Raw genomic sequence first — 18,466 nt, 5'->3', positions numbered from 1 at the left:
TCCTTCGTCTCTTAAATGAGCCATTTATGAGATAAGCCCTGATTTGTGCTTTCCCCAAATTATTCGTTAAACAACGCTACCAGCTTATCATTGGCCGATTCGGTATGCATCCACTCCACCCCCTCCATCGAAACTTTGGCTTCTTCAGTTCCTCGTTCTAGCATCGGTTTCTCATAAGCGGCTAGGGCCAATTGGGTAGTGGCAAACTGCTCACTCGTCAGACACTCGCTTAGCTCCAATGCATCCAGCATGGCCAAATTAACGCCTTCACCAGAAGGCGGCATTAGATGAGCCGCATCACCTAATAGAGTAATGCTTGGCTGAGAGGCCCAGCTTTGGTCGAAGGGCACGCAATATTGCGGGCGAATCAAAAGGGGCAGGCTTACTGACTCAAACAGCTCAAACCAAACTGGGGCCCATCCGCTAAATTCTTGCTTTAACCAGGCCCGCAACTGCTGCTGATCAGCAAAATCAATCCCATTGGTTTGTAGCCAGTCTTCATCGACTCGACAACTCACGTAAAAATCAATACTACCATCCCCTTTAGCGGATACATGTAAAAATTTCCCCGTCGTATGTGTATAGAGTTTGCCGCCTTGGAGTAGTTGATGAATGGTTGGTGCTGCCGTGGCCGCATCGGCTATATTTCCCTGCACAATGGTCGTACCCGCATAAAAAGGCTGGATCGACGTCAGTAACGGACGGACTTTGGAATGAGCACCATCGGCGCCAACGACAAGATCGGCGACAACGGTGGTACCATTTTTAAACGTTAGTTGCCAGGCATCAAGCCTTGGTGAGATCTGGACGAGCTGACTGTCCCAAACGACGGTGTCAGCCTGAAGAGACGCTAATAATAGACTCCGCAAATCGCCACGGTCGATTTCGGGCCGAAACGATTCGTTGTCAAAATCGTTGCACTCGTCCTTGCCGTGATCGTCATAGAGGATGTTCGCCTGCGTATCGACCACCCGCCCTTTGTCGGCCCCTGGCCGGTAGGCGTGCTTAAAAGCGTCCAGCAATCCCGCATTGTCCAGGGCTTTTAGGCCCGATTCATAATGCAGGTCAAGGGTGGCCCCTTGCACCCGTGTGCTTGGGCTATAATCCCGCTCATAGACGGTCACATCCGCTCCTTTGAGTTGTAATAGACGGGCCAGAGTTAGGCCACCAGGGCCACCTCCAACGATAGCTATCCGTTTGTTTTCTAATAAATTTACGCCTTCCTGTGTGTTCATTAGTCGAGCTGTTTATTGGCTACAAAGGAACAGGCTAGTGAACGCGCAGGCAATATCGATACGTGGTAAGTATAGGACTAATCGAGGTTTTTGCTCCGAAACGCCAGGGGGCTCATACCCGCCACTTTACGAAACAGCCGGACAAAATACGAGTAATCCTCATAGCCCAGAGCGGCAGCTATCTCCTTGACCGATTGATCTGAATGATGAAGCAGGCGCTTGGCTTCTAAGACGATCCGTTGCTGGATGTGATACGAAACCGACTGACCCGTCGCTGTTTTGACACATTCATTCAAATACGGCGTCGATAAGTTTAGGCGTTCGGCGTAGCTGGCTGGACTTTTAATGGTGGTAAATTCACGTTCCAGTTCGGATTTGAACGCTTTGGTAATCCCGTCAAACCGGGTGAAGTTGTGGGTTGGTTTAGCCTGGGCCAGATACTGCGAAGCCACTAAGGCGACTAATAGATTGCAGCTTTCTTTCAGGAGCTGGTAATGCAGTTTCTCCTGCTTTCGTTCAGCTAGTTGGAGGCAAAGCGAAGCGGTTTGTGAAAGAAGGGTGAGTGCGTCTGTTTGCAGCGGCAGCGGATCGACTGGGGTGAGTTCTTCTAATAGTTTCAGATAGTCTGGTAGGAGATTTTCGTTGGTGATGATCCAACTGCTGATGGTAGCTTCTTTAAACTCGACCAACCGATGCACTTGATTAGGATGCATGTACAGAAGAGCGGGTGCTACTACCTGATAGAGTTGAAAGTCAACTTCGATCTGAGTAAGGCCTTTTTCCTGTAAGAAAAAGGAATGTCCACTATCCCGGTGCGCTCGCCCTACTTCCTTAGAATCGGGTGCCCCATTGAATACCCCTCTGGCAATGATAATTCCTTGGCCCATGCCAGTAGGTAGCTTGATAACCGGGATATGGTTGTTTTTGGGAGCCATCGTATTTCGATCACAAAGCTAACCTCCATCAGCTTACATGGTAAGCAGATAAGGATTATTCCTTCTTGGCTCGTATTTATTCGATGAATTTAATTGCCATAATGATCATCTCTTTAATTGCCCCGTTTGGGGTAGTAGGCACACAAACACTATTTCGTCTCACTTTGAGGAGCATTTTCTGAGATTACACGTTGTCAGGCTGAGTGCTGCTCACCGTTTAGACATTCAGTTTAGTTCTTTACCTGCTTCCATTCAGTAGTGAAGAATGAAACCATCTTCGTGTAGTAAGACTCACTCAGTACGCCTGGGCCATGCCTACCCCCCGACACCTGGATCAAGTCGCTTTTCACCCCTTCCTGCTTCAACTTGTTGGCCAACTCCTCACTTTGGCAAAAGGGAACTAGAGGGTCCTTATCCCCATGAATTAGTAAAAAGGGCGGGCTCGCTTTGCTAACATAAGTGATGGGATTGGCCAGTTCAACCCTTGATGTATGCTGGGTTATGCCTCCCCCGATGAGTAATGATTCGGGCGATCGGGGGTCATTATGATGCATCCGGGGGTCGCAGGAATCCATTAGTAAAAAATTAGTCGGACCAAACCAATCCACGACCGCATTTACATGACTGCTGACAGGGGTAAACGGACCTAAATGACCTTCCAAATCGACCTCAATACCGTCGATGGTTTTTGTTTTGACATGATTGGTTGTGCCCGCCAGCGAAGCCAGATGACCGCCGGAGGAATAGCCCGTCAGTCCGATAAACTGGTCGGTTACCGAAAACGTAGCGGCATTGGCGCGAACAAATCGGATAGCTGCTTTTACATCGTGAAGCTGGGCGGGAAACAGCGTATCGCCACTCGACCGGTGGTTAATGGCGACCACGGCAAACCCTTCTTTCAATAATCGTTGTCCTAATCCATCCGTAAAGATAGCACCTTTGGCATTATTGGCGAGCCAGGCACTGCCATAAATGCAAATAATGACGGGGAAAGGCGCTTTGCCGCTCAGGGGTAAATGGATATCCAATTTATGGCCGATGATGCCATCACCTACATAATCGAGATCCACCCACGATTTCGATGATTGAATTGCCCTACTAGCATAGTCAGGTGGCTGAGCGAGTACTCGTTGAGCCAGGAGCCCTAAGATAGCGATAAATACACCATGATTCTTTCTTAAAAATTGACAGACGTATTTCATTAAATTAGTTCGGTTTTCCTTCAGGATGCGCTGGAAGACCAACTCGTTGCATAGGCTTTTTTCTTTTTTTGCAGGACAGCCTTCACAGGATACTATTCTTGGCTTAAGTCTGGCCAGTAAACTGGCTTAAAAAGCTCGGTATGAGGAGCAGATACATGAAGGTTGCTTCGTCTCAGGTGGGAGCGTATTTTGAGATGGCAAAGCCCGAAGGCTGACTGACGGCCTGGATTAAAGGCTACCGCTTACACAAGAGGGAGTGACTTAGCCCAATAACCGGTAGGATGGGTAGTAAATAGGCCCAATGATACCAACCTGGGTACTCTCTCCAAACCGCTGTCAGCAAGTGAACGTAACTTGCAACTATAAAGACCAGGGGACTAACCACCCAGGCACTTTTCCCGGAATCGCTGGCCAGTTTGGTCGCTGAAATGCTGGCCGCCGTAGCCGCTAGTAGACCAACCAGTAACCTGGCAAAGAGCATCGGCAGTGTATACGATTTATCGATACTGTGAGTCGCGTAGTCCCTCCAGCTAATGAGGAGGAGATATAACCCCAGTTTACCAACTAGCGCATAGGCAAACAGCCCGGCCACCAGGCCCAACCCAACCGATTTTGTTTTGTTACGATATCCCATGATCGATGGATTAATTAACCTGTTGGGCTCCTGTTGACTTGCCCTCTGCTGTTAATCAGAACAGCCATCCGCTTCTACCCGCTAATATTGGCCGAATAGCTGAAAGAAAAAAGAGCAATTCATGAGAAGGCGTTTGCTCTCCTGGGCAGGTAAACGAATCAACAACGCAGCCTTTTCCTCCAGCTAGTTAGTGTCCCCATGCCCTAATGCAGGAAGCAATCATTGACACTATAGCACTGTCCTTATTAACGGCGGCATTGGAGCGATGCTATAGACCCTGTATAAATTAACGATGATGGCGTCCGGTTAGCCCCCAAATGTGTTTACACCACATGCTTGACTCCCTCTCCTCCTTAACACTATCGATCATCTTCGTGGTTGCCGCGGCTATTGTCTGGTTCGCCGGTATCCGACTCTCTGACACAACGGATACGTTATCCCGACGATTTAACCTGGGCCAAGCACTGGGGGGTATCATCGTGCTGGCAGTGGTGACCAACCTGCCCGAGATTGCTATTACCATCAGCGCAGCCATGAGTAACCAGTTGGAACTGGCTATTGGCAATATTCTGGGCGGTGTCGCCCTGCAGACGGTTGTACTCGTGATTCTGGATGCGATCGGAGTGGGTAAAGAACATACCCTGACCTCCCGGCAGACCTCATTGACACCCGTACTCGAAGGGCTACTGGTGATGGCGATGCTTACCATCGTGATTATGGGCCATCAGCTACCTCCGCAACTGATCCTGGCCCGAGTGACGCCAGCAGGATGTCTGCTGCTACTGGTCTGGATTAGTGGCGTTTACCTGATTGGCAAAGCGCGCACGGGCTTACCCTGGCAACTGAAAGGTACCCAGCCAGCTAAACCCAATCAACAAAGCCTGTCGGCGGGTGCTTCGCTCCCAACGACGGCCCGTAGCCTGGTAATTTTTACCTTAGCCTCGCTGGCCACACTGGCGGGTGGTTTTGCCCTGGAAGAGAGTGGGCAAGCCATTGCCGGCAGGATCGGCATGAGTGGGGTCGTCTTCGGAGCTACGGTGCTGGCAGCGGCTACTTCGCTGCCTGAAGTGGCCACGGGTCTGGCGTCGGTCAAACTAAAAGCCTATTCACTGGCGGTAAGCGATATCTTTGGGGGAAATGCTTTTCTGCCAGTGCTGTTTCCCTTAGCGGTGCTCATTTCGGGCAAGGCTGTTTTACCCACGGCGCATAAAGCGGATATTTACTTGACGGGCTTAGCCATGTTACTGACGGTCGTCTATTTGATGGGCTTTGTATTTCGGCCGACCTATCAGCTAGCTCGGATGGGCCTGGACTCGATTGTGGTGTTAGTGGTGTACGCAGCGGGGATGATTGGTCTGTTTTTTATCGCTAATTGAGAGCATTATCTGAGATTAAGTAATAGGGGCTTCTTAGTCCGGTAATCATTAACAAAAGGCTGCTGCAAGCATTTTTCAAGCTCAGAATGGTTGTAGGCAGGAGTTGCTTAGCATGTCGCCTCTATATAGCCCTTGCCAAGTGATGGTGGTAACACGTAAAATTTGGCAAGAATAAAAATTGCCTCTCCTCTACAGCGCCATGGTAAGACACTCCGGTAAAGCTATACAAATAAATAGCCTCTGTTCGATATGAAACTGATAAATTGGTCCTGGTAAGCCGCCAAGTTTGTAGCAGCCTTGACTGGTTTGGCTGGCTCCTTCGACCAGCACGACTCTGATAACACGGGACGGGTACTGACCACTAAACAGGCAAAACTAGATGATCAGCAAACAGCTTCATATTGTGGTGGTAGGGGCGGGTATTGTGGGGGCCAGCCTGGCTTACCAGTTACAACGAGGTCAGGCACAAGTTACTTTGCTGGATAAAGCGCCCAATCCAGCGGATGGGGCAACGGTTAACTCATTCGGCTGGATTACGGTTAACCCCGAGTCACCGCAGACTTACATCGCCCTGAGGCAACAAGCCATAGCGGACTGGCACCGACTGGATGAGGAATTGAAGGGACAACTCAAGCTGAATTGGTCGGGTGCGTTGACTTGGCGGGATGATCCCAATCAAACTGAGCGACTGGCGGGCAGACTCATGGAGGCTGGTTATACGGTGCGCGTAATCGATCAGCTACATATACAACGGCTGGAGCCCAATCTAAAAAAGGTGCCTTCCCGGGCCATATGGGCTGCAAAGGAAGGGGCAATAGATCCTAACTTAACCCTACCGGGCTTGATCACTGCCGCTCGCCAAGCGGGTGTCAGCTGTCAATTGGGGAATGAGGTCGTCTCCTTGCTGGTGAGCGGTTCCCGCCTTACGGGGGTGCTTACGGCTCATGGTGTGATACGTGCTGACTTGGTTGTCTTAGCCACCGGAGTGGAGGCAACCACCTTATGCCAGCCACTGGCAGTCCACTTGCCCCTGGCTAACTCGCCCGCTATACTGGTGGCGTTTCGGACTGCCCATCCGTTTGTAAACCGGATCGTTTCTTCTCCCTCACTGGAACTACGAGCGGCTTCTCCTACGCTGACGCTGTGTGCTGAAGAGTTCCTGGATGATTCCATCGAGAATAACCCCCAGGCGATAGCCCGCCGAAGCCTGGACAACATAAAAGGCCAGTGGCATCATGTAGGTCCACTGACCCTAACGACTGTTAGGGTAGGGAACCGGCCCATTCCTGCGGACGGACTCCCGATCATCGGTCGAATAAGCAGTATCGACGGACTCTATGTGGCCGTGATGCATGCCGGTGTAACGTTGGCAGCCGTGGTTGGCCGACTGATAGCCAGCGAGTTACTTAGCGATCAGGAGGAAGCTTTGCTGGATTCTTATCGTCCCACCAGATTTCCTTACTTGAGGTGACTACCAAATAGGTAAGAAGGATGCCAAGTAGGGATAAGATCTAGTAAGTCAGGCTAATCATCGCGAACCCGCCAATTGATTACTCGTTGCTACTTGGTGGCCGCAGAATATCAGCCAGTAAGCCCTTCCAATAATACTGGGTAAACAAGGTCTCATTTGGCTAATAAAGGAGCCTTATTTGAGAATTGTTTATGTCTATTCAGATTACAACCAACTGCCAAGCCAAGCAGTTGATTTGGCGAATGGTTCGACTATCAACGATTTATTTCGTTCGTCGGACGCCGCGCCCCCAATAAATCGTTCAAATGATGGGTACTGGCAAAAGACTTGACCTGAACCAGCCTATAACTAATAAAGTGTTTAGCGCCGGTTTAACAAACCCCATGAACGAAACGTTTATTACGAATGGGTTTTGTGTAATCCGATTAGCGTAAATAACTTAGCAAGTTCTCAATACTAATTCCCTTGAAAACAAACACGACGGCTACTCCTCTTGTGTTCCTGGCCGACGGTGGGGAAATGGGTGAACTGACTCGCCAGTATAATTGGGCACATACTTCCTTAGGCCCTATGGACGAGTGGCCAGCGAGCTTACAAATCACCGTCCGGAATCTATTGCACTCAGCTTTCCCCATGTTTCTCTGGTGGGGACCCCAACTCATCTGCTTCTACAATGACGCCTACCGACCTAGCTTAGGCAACAATGGCAAGCACCCGCATATGTTGGGTAAACCAGCCAAAGCGGTGTGGCCAGAGATTTGGGACTTTATAGGCCCCTTGATTGAGCAGGTCATGACGACGGCTCAATCGGTTTGGTATGAGAATCAGGTAGTACCCATCTATCGCAACGGGCGGCTGGAAGAGGTATACTGGACATTTAGTTACAGCCCGGCCTTCGATCAAACGGGCCAGGTGCAAGGGGTTTTGGTCACCTGTTTCGAAACAACACCCCAGGTTGATCTCGTTCATCAACTCCAGTGGTCTGAGCAACGGTTTCAAACCTTAGTACGCCAGGCATCGATCGCCATCATTGTCCTGACCGGAGAGGAGATGCGGGTGACCATTGTCAACCAGGCTTACGCCCGCTTGATTGATCGCCCCGTGGAGGCGTTGCAGGGCCAGTGTTTATTTGATATCATTCCAGAAGCCGAGGAACCTTTCCGGACCATCCTCAAGGAGGTTCGACAGACCGGTGAGCCGGTTTTTTTGTATGATCAACCCTATTGGGTACATGTTGACGGGGGAAAAAAGGAAGGCTTTCTAAATCTGGTTTATCAACCCTTCACCGAGTTGGATGGGTCCATTACCGGCGTCATGGTCCTTTGTCAGGATGTAACCCAACAAGTACTGAATCGTCGGGCTGTTGTCGAAAGCGAACTCCGCTTTCGTACCCTCATTGAACAGGCTCCGGTAGCCACCTGCCTGTTTGTGGGCCGTAACCTGGTCATTGAGATCGCCAATGAAGCGATGATTACCTTTTTTGGGCAGGGTCGATCCATTCTGAACCAGCCGATTCGGGATGTGTTGATCAATACGGACGCTGATGTAGCGGCTATTTCCCTACTGGATCGCGTTTTTGCTACCGCAGAAGCCTATGTGGCTACGGGTGTCCCGGCCAGCTTGACCATCAACGGCACACCCGGTACCTATTATTTCGATCTCAGTCTAAAGCCCTTACGGAACGCAGCCGGTGAGGTGTATGCGGTCTTGGAAACAGCTGTTGACGTGACCCAACAAGAGGTAGCCCGGCGGGCATTAAAAGAAAGTGAGAGCCGTTTACAATCCATCATCGACTTAGCCGAACTCGGTTCGTATCGCATTGATGTGGCTACCCAGCGCATCACTAAATCACCCCGGGTAGCCGAGTTGTATGGCCTGCCCGAGTTGACGGACGTAGCCACCTCGATGAATGCGATCCAGGAAAGCGAACGAAAGTGGATTAGTCAGGTACTTAACGACGCCCTCAAGCCGGACTCGAATGGCTTTTACCAGGTTGAATACACCGTCACTCATGCCACAACGGGTCGTCAGCGTATTCTACGCACCAACGGGCAGGTCAAGTGGGATGCCTTTAAGCAGCCCGTTCGCATTGACGGCACGGTGCTGGATATTACCGCCCAACGGGAGTTGCAACAGGAACTCGAACGCCAGGTCCAGCAAAGGACCGACGAGTTATGGGCCAGTCAGCAAGCCACGGAACGGGCTAATCAAGGGTTAGCTGAGGCTAATCGGGATCTCACCCGCTCCAACGAGAATCTCCAACAGTTCGCCTTCATTGCCTCCCATGATTTACAGGAGCCCTTGCGCAAGATTCAACAATTTGGCGATCTACTAAGCACTCAATATGGAGGGCAACTAGGCGAGGGGGCTGATCACCTGCACCGCATGCAGCTGGCCGCCAGTCGCATGTCGATTCTGATTCGAGACCTGCTGGCATATTCCCGCATTTCGACTCAACAGGATACCACCCTACCGGTATCTCTTACTCGTGTCGTTCAGACAGCGGTAGCGGATCTGGACTTACTGATAGAGGAAACCGGGGCCACCTTACAGATTGACGCGTTACCCACCATCATCGGGGATGCCTCCCAGCTAGGCCAACTGTTTCAAAATCTGCTCAGTAATGCCTTAAAATTTCGGCAAGCCAATCGGGCTCCCCATGTTCAAATCCGTTGTCAAGTCGTACCGGCGAGTAGCCTTCCAACCCTGCTTCAACCCACCCGTCAAACCCCGGCATATTACCTGATTGAGGTAGCTGATAATGGGATTGGCTTTGATGAGAAGTACACCCAACGCATTTTCCAGGTCTTTCAGCGGTTGCATGGTAAACATAAGTTTGCGGGCACGGGAATTGGTCTGGCCATTTGTGAAAAAGTGGTGGCTAATCATGGTGGGGTTATCTGGGCCCAGAGTCAACTGGGTCAAGGGGCTACGTTTCGTATTTATTTCCCTAATCAGTAAAAAAGAGCTTGTCCGAGTTCATTAGGGGCTTGTCGTAGCCTCCAATAAACTGGACAGATTTTATAAAAATGCGGCCATCATGGTGTGGCCGCTGCATGGTTGAGTCATAGACTTGTTGAACTTCTTCCCATTTTTGGTGTGACGTGTGCGACGGATACTCGTTGATCGTACTTAAAACAAGGCGTCCCAAAAAGCGCTCCCAATGGGACGTAGATACTTTAATGTTCCTGCCTCTCATTAAGAGCGTTTTTTTAAGACTTTGTGAATTGTGAACTACTAACCCTTCTGCTTAAATTAAGCCCATAATCTAGATCGAGTAATTTATCACGTATGCTCCCTGTATATTTCGGCCTAAAGTAGGCCATTCAATACGGCCATGACAGGCCATACATTCCGGCTAAATCAGGCCACCTGTGGATAAGTGTAAGAAGGCCCGTCTAGCTAGCTAGTTATGGCTTAGCCCGCTTGGCCAAATGGCATGAAAAAGTACGCCAAGCGGGATTCAAAACTTTCAACACCGTGGCCCGTTCTATCCAAAATCATTATGAAACGATTCTCAACTACTTTGACAACCGCAGTACCAACGCTTCAGCCGAGTCGTTCAATGCGAAGATCAAAGCATTTCGAAGTCAATTCCGCGGGGTGCGAAACATCGAATTCTTTCTGTACCGCCTAACTCAGTTATATGCTTAATCCTTGATGCTCCACAACTTTTGGAATTGATCCGTTGTATTTTTCTTGGTTTGTGCTCTTAATCAAACCTACTTGCTTTGGAGAGTTTCTTGCCTATCATCCAGTTCCTGTTGCCTGAGTTTATTCTGGAAAATTTCGAATTGACATCCATTGATTGGCAGGTAACGTTTGGTCGTTCTTTATGTGTCGTTGCCGCTATTTACTGATTCGTCCTGGATCAATGTCCAATTCGCGGGCAGCCTCTTGAATTGATCCTTTTGCATACGATAACTCGACCGGTCCGCCGGGGCGGGCCATTTCCTTAAATGCTTCCGGTCCGCCGGTTCGGTCAAATATAGAAGGTCCGCCGTTGCGGTCACTTAACCATGGTCAAATTAAAATTTGGTCCCAAATCTGCCTAAAAAAAGTCTCCAGTCAAATGTAGCAAGTTCAGTCGCTGGATGAACGGCAACAGTGTAAGTATATATGACACCCGTTTCTGGAAGGTGTATGGCGAAGGACCATCTACGGAAAAACAGGCAAAGCTGACCGGGCAGGGTTTCAACGAGGGGAAGACAAAATTCACCTCTGCCGATATCCGTTTTACGACAAAGGGCGATGTATTGTATGCTGCCTTGATGGACTGGCCAAATGACTGTAAGGTGACCATCAAATCGCTGGCTCAAAATAGTTTAAACCAACCTAAAGTAGTAAATACTGAAAAATCGGTAAGCTAACCACAAGCCCTCTCTTTTGAGCGTACAGCTGAAGGTCTGGTTGTACAATTGTCACAAAACCGTCCAGCGAGTTCGTTTGCCAACGTATTAAAGTCGATTAATTCCTAACGAATCTTCTACCAATTTATCGGTAGGAGATTCGTTAGGAATAAGGCTCTCACTTTAGACGACGGAGCCGAGCGTTTGTAAAGCTGTTCTGTACATGGGTGTTCTACCAACATTTGACAACGTACACCAAGTTTAAGTATTTAGTATCTTCGTCATTATCAGTGGAAACGGCCTTCTGCAAACTATTCTTCCGATGAGCATCAAACCGTTCCTGCAATTCAGAGTTCTGAACTGACAAACGAATGGATACTTCGAATGAACATGAGTTATGGCAGCAGTTTCAGGCTGGTGATGAAAAAGCCTTTTCGACTATCTATTCAACTTATTTCTCGATCCTGTATCAATATGGCTATCATATTGTTCAAGATGAGGAGTTGGTAAAAGATTGCATCCAAACCTTGTTTATTGAAATTTGGCGAAGCCGCCGGAATCTGGCGACCGATGTAGCTATTAAATTCTACCTGCTCAAAGCGATGCGTCGTCAGGTATACCTATCTATTCGCAGGCAAGCCCCTTTCGTATCCGCTACGGCCTTTGATGAAACTAACCAGGTTACACAATCTGTCTCATACGAATTCGAACTTATCGTTCAGGAAACGGCTCAGCAGCGACAAGCGCAATTGCAGCGAGCGATCAATCAACTGACCAACCGACAGAAAGAGGCCATTACGTTGCTGTACATAAACGAGCTGACTCATGCTGAGATAGCCGAGATCATGACACTTAAGACCCGAAGTGTTTACAATCTGATCCACGAAGCTATGGGGAATTTACGTAGGCAATTAACCCCCTTAAACTTCACATGGCCAATGGTCGTCTTGTTTATCCTATTTGATCATGTCAATAGTTATCCAAGTGTTGGGCTATAAATAATTTCAAAAAATCTTTTAAAAACCGGTAAAACCGACGCAAAGCTGCCATTGCTTCTCTGAAAACAGGAACGTTAGGTTGTAATCAGCTGATTTCAGCGAGCAAACATGCAGCAGTACGATCATTTTTCGGCGGAAGAACTGGCGAACGACCCCGATTTTATTAAATGGGTAAAACATACCGACTCGGCAAATTCGTCCGTTTGGAGAGTCTGGCTGAATCAGCACCCCCATAAAGCCGCCGATGTTCGGCTTGCCCGACAGTTGGTAACAATGTGGAAGCTTTCTCCCGTCGACCCACCGGCTGGCGCGCAGGCAGCTGTCTGGGTGGCTATTCAGGCACAGAAAGATGGCCCAGCCCCGGCTTACCAAGTTCGCCAGCAGCCTCCCGCTCCCGCCCGAAGGCGCCGGCTTGGTATTGCAGTCGCGTTGAGTAGCCTGTTACTGCTGGCATTGGGCATGATCCTTTATCGGATAAATATAGGCATGACCGAATACAACGGTACTGCAGACTCTCCCCGTACGGTAACGCTGCCCGACGGGTCGACAGTTGTATTAAATACCGGCGCTACGATACGGTTAGCACGGCACTGGCCGGCCGACGAACCCCGGACGGTATGGTTAACGGGCAAGGCGCAGTTTTCCGTTACCCATCAGTCGAATAACCAGCGGTTCATCGTACAGACGCCCGATCAGCTACAGGTCGAAGTTTTAGGGACTGTCTTTACCGTCGATGAACAGACCCAACAAACACGCATCATACTCAACAGCGGACGTGTTCGCCTGCACGTGGCCAGTCAGTCGACACCTATCAGCATGGTACCGGGCGAACTGATCGACGTACCGGCGTATAAAAAACAGGCTATCGTTCGTCGGCGGGTCCAACCTGCTGTGTATAGCGCCTGGGCGACGCAGCAGTTTATTTTCGACAATACCACACTGGGTGAAATAGCCGATTTACTGAAGCAGGACCTCGACTACCGGATCGAGTTTTCCGACTCTACGCTGCGTAATCGCCGGATGACCATCCATCTGCCAACTCGTGACCCCGATATACTGCTTGCTGCCATCGCCGAAGCCAACGACCTCACCGTATCTATCGTAACCCCCAAACACATCCGTATCAAACCGAAACTGTAGACAGTTTGCGGTATTCAGTTTGCGGTTTACACTAGTCTTCGATAGGAAGCATGTAATTGACCGAGAACGAGAGATCAGAAAATTGTAAACCGAAAACTGAACATTGTATCTCTAATGACCAACCAGTACATGATGAACGATCTACCCATTAACGGCCCATTGCAGCCGTACTGTTGCTGACCTTCTCCGGTTGTCAGTTGCTAAACGCGCAACCTAGTGCCTCTCAACAACTAGCAACGACTCGGCATAGTCAGTCCGTTCACCGCCCCAAGGCCTTTCGTTCAACTCAAGATGCCCTGTCCGAACTGGAACGACGCTACGGTGTAACGATTGGCTATGCAGCAACTACGCTTGATAACCGACCAGTGCCATCGGAAGAATGGATGCAGGCCAAAGACCTGATAACCGCCCTGGATCGCCTGCTGTCGCCACAAAACCTTACCGTCAAACAGGTCAAAAAATCCGTATTCATCGTCAAAACGGCCGATAAGACTGCTACTGAAAAACCTTCCGTGGAGCTGATGCCGCCATCGGTTGGCATTCAGTCACTGGTCATCAGCGTTAAGCAGGCCGTGGCGGTACGGGGCCAGGTGACAGGCGAGGACGGACAGGGTATTCCAGGTGTCAGTATCGTGCTGCAAGGTACTAGTACCGGTACCGTTACTGATACCAACGGCGACTATTCGCTGACCGTTCCGGACGCAAACGGTACGCTGGTCTTCTCGTTTATCGGCTATACCACGCAGGAAGTACCCGTCAGCAATCGTGCGACGATCAACGTAACGCTGAAGAACGATGTTCAGCAACTTGGCGAAGTAGTGGTTGTCGGGTATGGTACGCAGGAAAAGAAAGACGTGACCGGGGCTATCTCGGCCGTGAAAGGGGCCGACATTCAGAACCTGCCGTCGGGTGGCGCGCAGCAAGCCCTGCAAGGACGGGCGGCAGGTGTTAACGTCGTGCGAAACGGTGGCGCACCGGGCAATGCGGGCTCCATTCGTATTCGGGGACTAGGCACGGTCAACAACGCCGATCCGCTTATCGTCATTGATGGAGTTCCGGCCGGTAGCATGAATGACGTCAACCCAAACGACATCGAAAGCATTGACGTCCTGAAAGATGCATCGGCTTCAGCGATTTACGGAACGCGGGCCGCCAACGGCGTTGTGCTAATAACGACAAAACGGGGGCGGTTCGACGACAACCTACGGCTAAGCGTTAACGGTTACGCGGGCGTCTCAAACCGTATCAAAACATTAGCGGTACTCGACGCACCTACGTTGGCCTCTATCAAGCGAGAAGCCTACACCAACGATGCCCTGACGGTTCCGGCAATCTGGCAGGATTCACAATACCAGACCCAGCAAACCAATTGGCAGGATCAAATTCTGCGGCAAGGTGTTACGCAAAACTTCGATGTGGCGCTTCGTGGAGGTGGTAAATACTCGTCGTTTGCCATTTCTGGCGGCTATTACAACGAAACGGGGATCATCGGCAATTCGTACTACAAACGGTATACATTCCGCATCAACTCGGACCACAAAATCAGTAAACGGCTCAAAATAGGTCAGAACCTCCAGTTTACAAACACCCACGACAATGCGCCGAATACCCTTTCGGCGCAGGACGGGCTGCTCTGGAGTGCAATCCGGTTTCACCCCGGTTTGCCTGTGATGAACGCCGATGGCACTTACAGTACCACGCAGGGGAAAGGTGCATTTGGTGATATTAACAACCCGCAATACACCATCGATACGCAGGATAAAGATAACGCCCGCAACCGGCTGCTGGGTAGCGTGACGGGTGAGTTCGAGATTATAAAAGGACTTAAAGCCCGCGCTAACCTCGCTCTCGACGCAACCTTCTCAAACACACGTGAATTTGCCGTCAAGGTTACCGATCAGTACCGCACATCATCGTATAACCAACTGACGCTTAGTAATGATAAGTACTGGGCCTTCCTGCAGGAATACTTTCTGTCATACGACAAGCAGTTTGGTCAGCACACGCTCGGGCTAGTGGGTGGCTATACCTCGCAGACTTTCAACGATCTGTATTCGGCCACGCGTGGGCGCGACTTCGCCAGCGAAGACACAGACTTAAGGTATATGCGCTACGCCGGTTCGATTGTCGCTATTGGTAACGGCCTGGACGGTGGTCGTAGCTACGATGCCCTGCAATCGGTATTCGGCCGGGGCACCTACGCCTACAAAGATCGCTATCTGCTGACGGCCACCTTTCGCGCCGACGGCTCTTCGAAGTTTGCACCGGGCAACAAGTGGGGCTACTTTCCGGCTTTCTCGCTCGGCTGGCGCGTGTCCGACGAACCCTTTTTCAAGAACGCCCTGTCAACTGTCAGTAATCTGAAAGTAACCGGCGGTTGGGGTCAGTTGGGGAATCAGAACGTCAGCTCGCTGCAATACCTGGCGCTTATCAACTCGAACTATCGCTATTCGTTCGGCGACCAGAATACGTCGGGTTCTGCACAGGGACGGCTCGCCAATGCCAACATTGGCTGGGAAACAGCTGAGATGAGCAATTTCGGGCTCGATGCGGGCTTCCTGCAAAACCGCTTACAGGCATCCGTCAACTATTTCATCAAGGACACTAAGAATATGCTGCTATCGCCCCCCTCGCTGGGTACGCTGGGGCGGGCTACCATTCCCGACCAGAACGTGGGGCAGCTACGTAACCAGGGGCTGGAACTGGAATTGAGTTATCAGAAAAAAATCGGCGACCTGTCGCTGTCGGTCAGCGGGAACGCGACGTTCATAAAGAACCGGATTACCAAACTACTGACGCCCGGCAGTTTCCTGGGATCGCAGACCTACGGCCGCACCGATCAGGAGATTACCCGCAGCTATGAGGGATATGCTTATGGAACATTTTATGGCTGGCGTACCAACGGGCTCTATCAGACGCAGGGCGAGATCGACGCCGACCCGGCACTGGTTAACGACCCACGTCGGGCTCAAGGCTTGATCCACGCCGGCGATGTACGTTTTCAGGATTTAAACGGCGATGGAGTTATCGACAACAATGACCGCACGATTCTGGGCAGCCCGCAGCCCAAAGTCACCTACGGTCTAAATACGGGTCTTACCTACAAGGGCTTTGACATGACGCTGTTTTTCCTTGGTCAGGGTGGCGTCGATATCTACAACGCCGACCGGATGCAGGGGCTCGACGCCAGTTATTCGTTTAATCTCTACGCCGACGAAACGAACCGCTGGACTGGCCCGAACAGCAGTAACAGCATTTCACGTGTAAGCATCACCAACTCAAACCGTAACTTCCGCACCTCTGACCTGTTCATTGAGCGGGGCGACTTTCTGCGGCTGAAAAACCTGACGCTCGGTTATACCTTGCCCAAACCGCTGATGAACCGGCTAGGCCTGTCGCAGGCACGTATTTACGTGACGGGGCAGAACGTGCTTACGATCACAAAATATACGGGGCTGAATCCCGAACTGGGCTTTGCCGATGGCGACCGGTCGCAGGGACAGTACGCGCAGCAAAATGTCGACTACGCTCAGTACCCGCAGGCTCGTACCTTCACGTTGGGCGCTACACTGGCTTTTTAAATTCACCCGTCCTGTCTGAAACGACATGTTAAAACGTCATTCCTTCTAATGAAACATATACCCACATTTGCCAGTCTACTACTCATACTGAGCCTAACGGGCTGCCAGAAAGACCTGCTCGAATCGACTCCCTACGGTCTGACAGCGTCGAACAAGTTCTGGCGTAATGGCGACGACGTCGTGTCGGCCACCAACGCGATTTACGCCCCGCTACTCGATGAAGACGGCTTCGCCCATACCGAGTACACCTTTGACAACTGCTCCGACGACATGAACCGTGCGGGTGATCACCCCGACGAAACATCGCTTGAGTTGTTCACCTTCGACCCAACTAACACCCACATCCTGAATACGTGGTCGAGCAAATATGAAGTGATTTCCCGTGCCAACGCCGTGCTGATCAATGCGCCTAAAGTGACTATGGACGAGAGTATCCGAAACCGTAGTCTGGGCGAAGCCTATTTCTTGCGCGGCTTCGTGTACTGGCGGTTAGCGGTGATCTACGGTGAAGTGCCTATCCTGCTCGAAGCCGACGTCCTAACCGGCAATTTTAACAAAGCCAAATCGTCACTGGCCGAGGTTCAGGCACAAGCTGAGTCAGACTTCCTAAAAGCTGCCAGTCTGCTGCCGGTATCTTACAGTGGCAATGATGTGGGCCGGGCCACGCAGGGAGCCGCCAATGGTTTTTTGACCAAGTTGTATGTCTACCAATCGCAGTGGGCCAAAGCCATTGCCACCGGGACAAAAGTAATTGGCAACCCAGCCTATCAACTAGCTCCCAGCTTCGACCAGAACTTTCAGCTTGGTACAGAAAATAATTCCGAAATTCTCTTTTCGCTGCAATACAAGTCGGGCTGGACGACCGACGACTCACCGGCCTACTACCATACGGTGGGCTCGTGGGGCGGATGGGGCTTTCACGAGCCCATCGCTGACCTCGTCAGTGAGTTTGAAACGGGCGATCCGCGTCGAGCCTACACCGTGCTGGTCGATGGCGACAAGGTCGACCGGAAAGCGAACGGGATTAGCACATTTACACCCGACCTGACCCGTGTAACAGGGCATGCATTCCGCAAATATACTGGTTTCACCGATGCAGGTGACATGGATCAGGGGCTCAATGCGCCATGGCTTCGGACATCGGATGTCTACCTGCTGGTTGCTGAGGCCAAAATCCGCTCGGCACAAAGCGGGGATACGGAACTTAATACCGTACGGAAACGAGTAGGTCTGAACGCGAAGACGGGCGCTACTATGACCGACATCATGCATGAGCGCCGGGTCGAGCTGGCAGGCGAAAACGAACGCCATCAGGATCTGATGCGCTGGGATAAAGCCGGCCTGATTGACATTGTCGCGCATTACAAAAAGGATCGAGGCCCTTACAAACCTGGCCGTACGTTTAGCAAACCGAAGCACTATTATTTCCCCCTGCCGCAGCGCGAAATCGACTTGAGCGATGGGGTGTTAAAGCAGAATCAGTACTACGTAAATTAACAAAAGCGACTGAGCTTATTTTTCTAGTGGTGTCAGTTGTCCGACCTG

14 protein-coding genes are annotated in these 18,466 nt (G+C 50.8%); 10 read left to right on the top strand and 4 right to left on the bottom strand.

All coding sequences use genetic code 11. The annotated features are described in order from the left end of the window. Positions 1-59: 59 nt before the first annotated feature. The 4 genes from CWM47_RS35450 to CWM47_RS35435 all read right to left on the bottom strand — a co-directional run bounded on the left by CWM47_RS35450 (position 60) and on the right by CWM47_RS35435 (position 4,006). Positions 60-1,235: an FAD-dependent oxidoreductase gene (locus tag CWM47_RS35450; RefSeq protein WP_100993217.1), complete on the bottom strand. Its 1,176-nt coding sequence runs from the start codon at positions 1,233-1,235 to the stop codon at positions 60-62. 77 nt (positions 1,236-1,312) lie between these two features. After that, positions 1,313-2,122, bottom strand: a complete 810-nt coding sequence (locus CWM47_RS35445) for a helix-turn-helix domain-containing protein (protein WP_206170573.1) — start codon at positions 2,120-2,122, stop codon at positions 1,313-1,315. 278 nt (positions 2,123-2,400) lie between these two features. Continuing rightward, positions 2,401-3,372: an alpha/beta hydrolase gene (locus CWM47_RS35440; RefSeq protein WP_100993215.1), complete on the bottom strand. Its 972-nt coding sequence runs from the start codon at positions 3,370-3,372 to the stop codon at positions 2,401-2,403. A gap of 235 nt (positions 3,373-3,607) precedes the next feature. After that, positions 3,608-4,006 carry a hypothetical protein gene (locus tag CWM47_RS35435; RefSeq protein WP_100993214.1) on the bottom strand — a complete coding sequence of 133 codons (399 nt, stop codon included), beginning with the start codon at positions 4,004-4,006 and terminating at the stop codon, positions 3,608-3,610. A 332-nt stretch (positions 4,007-4,338) separates the two neighbouring features. On the opposite strand from CWM47_RS35435, the gene CWM47_RS35430 reads away from it, so the two are divergent. The 10 genes from CWM47_RS35430 (at position 4,339) to CWM47_RS35380 (ending at position 18,418) form a co-directional block, all read left to right on the top strand. Further along, positions 4,339-5,382, top strand: coding sequence for a sodium:calcium antiporter (locus CWM47_RS35430; RefSeq protein WP_100993213.1), 1,044 nt, complete (start codon positions 4,339-4,341; stop codon positions 5,380-5,382). Between the two features lie 379 nt (positions 5,383-5,761). Beyond that, complete coding sequence (locus CWM47_RS35425) at positions 5,762-6,853, top strand: NAD(P)/FAD-dependent oxidoreductase (protein WP_100993212.1); 1,092 nt, start codon at positions 5,762-5,764, stop codon at positions 6,851-6,853. Between the two features lie 465 nt (positions 6,854-7,318). Then, positions 7,319-9,814 (top strand): PAS domain-containing sensor histidine kinase, encoded by a 2,496-nt coding sequence (locus CWM47_RS35420; protein ID WP_240625618.1) that lies wholly within the window; start codon positions 7,319-7,321, stop codon positions 9,812-9,814. A 465-nt stretch (positions 9,815-10,279) separates the two neighbouring features. Further along, the gene (locus tag CWM47_RS35410) at positions 10,280-10,507 is read left to right on the top strand and encodes a transposase (protein WP_100990054.1); all 228 of its coding nucleotides are present in this window, start codon (positions 10,280-10,282) and stop codon (positions 10,505-10,507) included. A 77-nt stretch (positions 10,508-10,584) separates the two neighbouring features. Beyond that, positions 10,585-10,713 carry a hypothetical protein gene (locus CWM47_RS40700; RefSeq protein ID WP_262511997.1) on the top strand — a complete coding sequence of 43 codons (129 nt, stop codon included), beginning with the start codon at positions 10,585-10,587 and terminating at the stop codon, positions 10,711-10,713. A 234-nt stretch (positions 10,714-10,947) separates the two neighbouring features. Then, on the top strand, positions 10,948-11,223 hold the full coding sequence (locus tag CWM47_RS35400) for a hypothetical protein (RefSeq protein ID WP_100993210.1): 276 nt from the start codon (positions 10,948-10,950) through the stop codon (positions 11,221-11,223). 350 nt (positions 11,224-11,573) lie between these two features. Beyond that, positions 11,574-12,200 (top strand): RNA polymerase sigma factor, encoded by a 627-nt coding sequence (locus CWM47_RS35395; protein WP_100993209.1) that lies wholly within the window; start codon positions 11,574-11,576, stop codon positions 12,198-12,200. Positions 12,201-12,308: 108 nt separating this feature from the next. Next, the gene (locus CWM47_RS35390; protein WP_100993208.1) at positions 12,309-13,340 is read left to right on the top strand and encodes a FecR family protein; all 1,032 of its coding nucleotides are present in this window, start codon (positions 12,309-12,311) and stop codon (positions 13,338-13,340) included. A gap of 173 nt (positions 13,341-13,513) precedes the next feature. After that, positions 13,514-16,921, top strand: a complete 3,408-nt coding sequence (locus tag CWM47_RS35385) for a SusC/RagA family TonB-linked outer membrane protein (protein WP_240625617.1) — start codon at positions 13,514-13,516, stop codon at positions 16,919-16,921. A gap of 48 nt (positions 16,922-16,969) precedes the next feature. Continuing rightward, positions 16,970-18,418: a RagB/SusD family nutrient uptake outer membrane protein gene (locus CWM47_RS35380; RefSeq protein WP_100993207.1), complete on the top strand. Its 1,449-nt coding sequence runs from the start codon at positions 16,970-16,972 to the stop codon at positions 18,416-18,418. Positions 18,419-18,466 lie beyond the last annotated feature (48 nt).

It is taken from the genome of Spirosoma pollinicola (assembly GCF_002831565.1).
Classification (GTDB): Bacteria; Bacteroidota; Bacteroidia; order Cytophagales; family Spirosomataceae; genus Spirosoma; species Spirosoma pollinicola.
This window is presented reverse-complemented; position numbering and strand designations above follow the sequence as displayed.

Coding starts and splice junctions, on each gene's coding strand:
- CWM47_RS35450 (WP_100993217.1), bottom strand. CDS start 1,235: ATGAACACACAGGAAGGCGTAAATTTATTAGAAAACAAACGGATAGCT.
- CWM47_RS35445 (WP_206170573.1), bottom strand. CDS start 2,122: ATGGGCCAAGGAATTATCATTGCCAGAGGGGTATTCAATGGGGCACCC.
- CWM47_RS35440 (WP_100993215.1), bottom strand. CDS start 3,372: ATGAAATACGTCTGTCAATTTTTAAGAAAGAATCATGGTGTATTTATC.
- CWM47_RS35435 (WP_100993214.1), bottom strand. CDS start 4,006: ATGGGATATCGTAACAAAACAAAATCGGTTGGGTTGGGCCTGGTGGCC.
- CWM47_RS35430 (WP_100993213.1), top strand. CDS start 4,339: ATGCTTGACTCCCTCTCCTCCTTAACACTATCGATCATCTTCGTGGTT.
- CWM47_RS35425 (WP_100993212.1), top strand. CDS start 5,762: ATGATCAGCAAACAGCTTCATATTGTGGTGGTAGGGGCGGGTATTGTG.
- CWM47_RS35400 (WP_100993210.1), top strand. CDS start 10,948: ATGAACGGCAACAGTGTAAGTATATATGACACCCGTTTCTGGAAGGTG.
- CWM47_RS35395 (WP_100993209.1), top strand. CDS start 11,574: ATGGATACTTCGAATGAACATGAGTTATGGCAGCAGTTTCAGGCTGGT.
- CWM47_RS35390 (WP_100993208.1), top strand. CDS start 12,309: ATGCAGCAGTACGATCATTTTTCGGCGGAAGAACTGGCGAACGACCCC.
- CWM47_RS35380 (WP_100993207.1), top strand. CDS start 16,970: ATGAAACATATACCCACATTTGCCAGTCTACTACTCATACTGAGCCTA.